Annotated in this window: 1 protein-coding gene; it reads right to left on the reverse strand. The window is 65.5% G+C overall.

From position 1 onward, the window contains the following. Positions 1 to 1719, reverse strand: a 1719-nt coding sequence (locus tag ACXRVY_RS27430) for a sigma-54-dependent Fis family transcriptional regulator (RefSeq protein ID WP_458238774.1), incomplete at both ends; no start/stop codon positions are given.

Raw genomic sequence — 1719 nt, forward strand, 5'->3', positions numbered from 1 at the left:
GATCAGCTCCAGTTCGTTTTCCCGGATGCTGCCGGCCTGGGGCCGTTCGCTGGCGGTCAACTCGTCGAGCATGCTGTCGGGCAAGTGGTCGAGGGTCAGCACGGTTTCACCCGGTTCGCGCATGGCCAGCGCGGTGCGCAGGACCATCTCCAGTTGGCGGATGTTGCCCGGCCAGTGATAACCGCCGAGCAAGCGATTCAGGTCGTCGTGCAGGACCGCGTTGGGGGCGCCCAGTGTCGTCAGCATGCGGCTGACCAGCGCGGCGAAATCTTCGCGTTCGCGCAGGGCCGGGAGCATCACACTGATACCGTTGACCCGGTAGAACAGGTCCTCGCGAAAGTGTTTTTCTTCCACCAGACGCTTGAGGTCGCGGTGGGTGGCGCAGATCAGCGCGACGTCGATGTCCTGCTCTTCGCCTGCGCCCAGGGGCGCGACCTTGCGATCCTGCAATACCCGCAACAGTCGGGCCTGCAAGGCCAGGGGCATGTCGCCGATCTCATCGAGGAACAAGGTGCCGCCATGGGCCTGCTGCAGGCGCCCGACCATGCCGCCCCGGCGTGAACCGGTGAACGCGCCTTCGCGATAGCCGAACAGTTCGGACTCGATCAGGCCTTCGGGAATGGCCGCGCAGTTGACCGCCACGAAGGGTTTGTCGCAGCGCGCTCCGGCCATGTGCAGGGCGCGGGCGATAACCTCTTTACCGGTGCCGGTTTCACCCAGCAACAAGACGGGTAGCTCATTGGCCAGGCCTTGACGGGCCATGCGCAAGGCACGGGCATAGCGTGTATTGCTGCCGGCCAGCGCTTCCAGATCCGGTTGTGCCTTGGCAGTTATCGCCGCAGTGCGCGGCGGGCTGCTGACGTTGATCGAGCGTTGCGGCGCGCGCAGGGTTTTGTAGAAGAATTCACCCTTGGCGGTTTGCAGGCTGCCGGCCCCGCCCTGATGCAGGCGCGCCAACAATTGCRGGCCGTCGACGCCGAGAAACTCCTCGCAGCGCCGACCGACCAGGGCCGAGCGTTCGGCGTGGAGCAACTGGCAGGCCTGGGCGCTGACCGCGAGGATCTGCCCGCCGAGGCTCACGGCCAGCAGGCCTTGCCACGGGGATTCCAGATACTGCCTGCGGCTGTGGAAGGCCAGGACGATTTCGTCCGGATAGCTTGTGTTAAAGACGCGGCTTTCGATCTGGCTGACCGCCATGGCCAGCAACGCAGTGCTGTCGTGGGCGCGGCCGAGCGGGCCTTCGCGGGTCAGGTCGAGGACGCCAAGAATGTCGCCCTGGGGGCAATGGATCGGTACCGAGGTGCAGGAAAAATCACTGAGGCGATCCAGATAATGTTCGCCGCAATCGATCAGGGTCGGCCGGGCTTCCACCAGTGCCGTGCCGAGGGCGTTGGTGCCGCGTACCGCTTCGCTCCAGCAGGCGCCGAGGGTGATGTCCTGCAGGCCGCTGCCCTTGAGACGGTCGGCGCGGCCTTCGACGGCGAGGATGGTGGCGTCGGAGTTGGCCAGGATGATCAGCCCTTCCTTGCCCTGACGCTCGGCCAGGTAATCGATCGCCGGCAACGCGGCGTCGATCAGCAAGCGGTTGCTGGCCAGCAACACGTCGAGGCTGGCACTCGATTCCTGTGCCAGCTCGTGCTTGGCATTGAAATGCACGCCATGGCTCAGGCTGCGTCGCCACGAGGCATCGATTTCCGCTCGCAGGACGCCATCCGGCAC

The sequence above is a fragment of the Pseudomonas sp. P5_A2_2 genome, assembly GCF_054177685.1.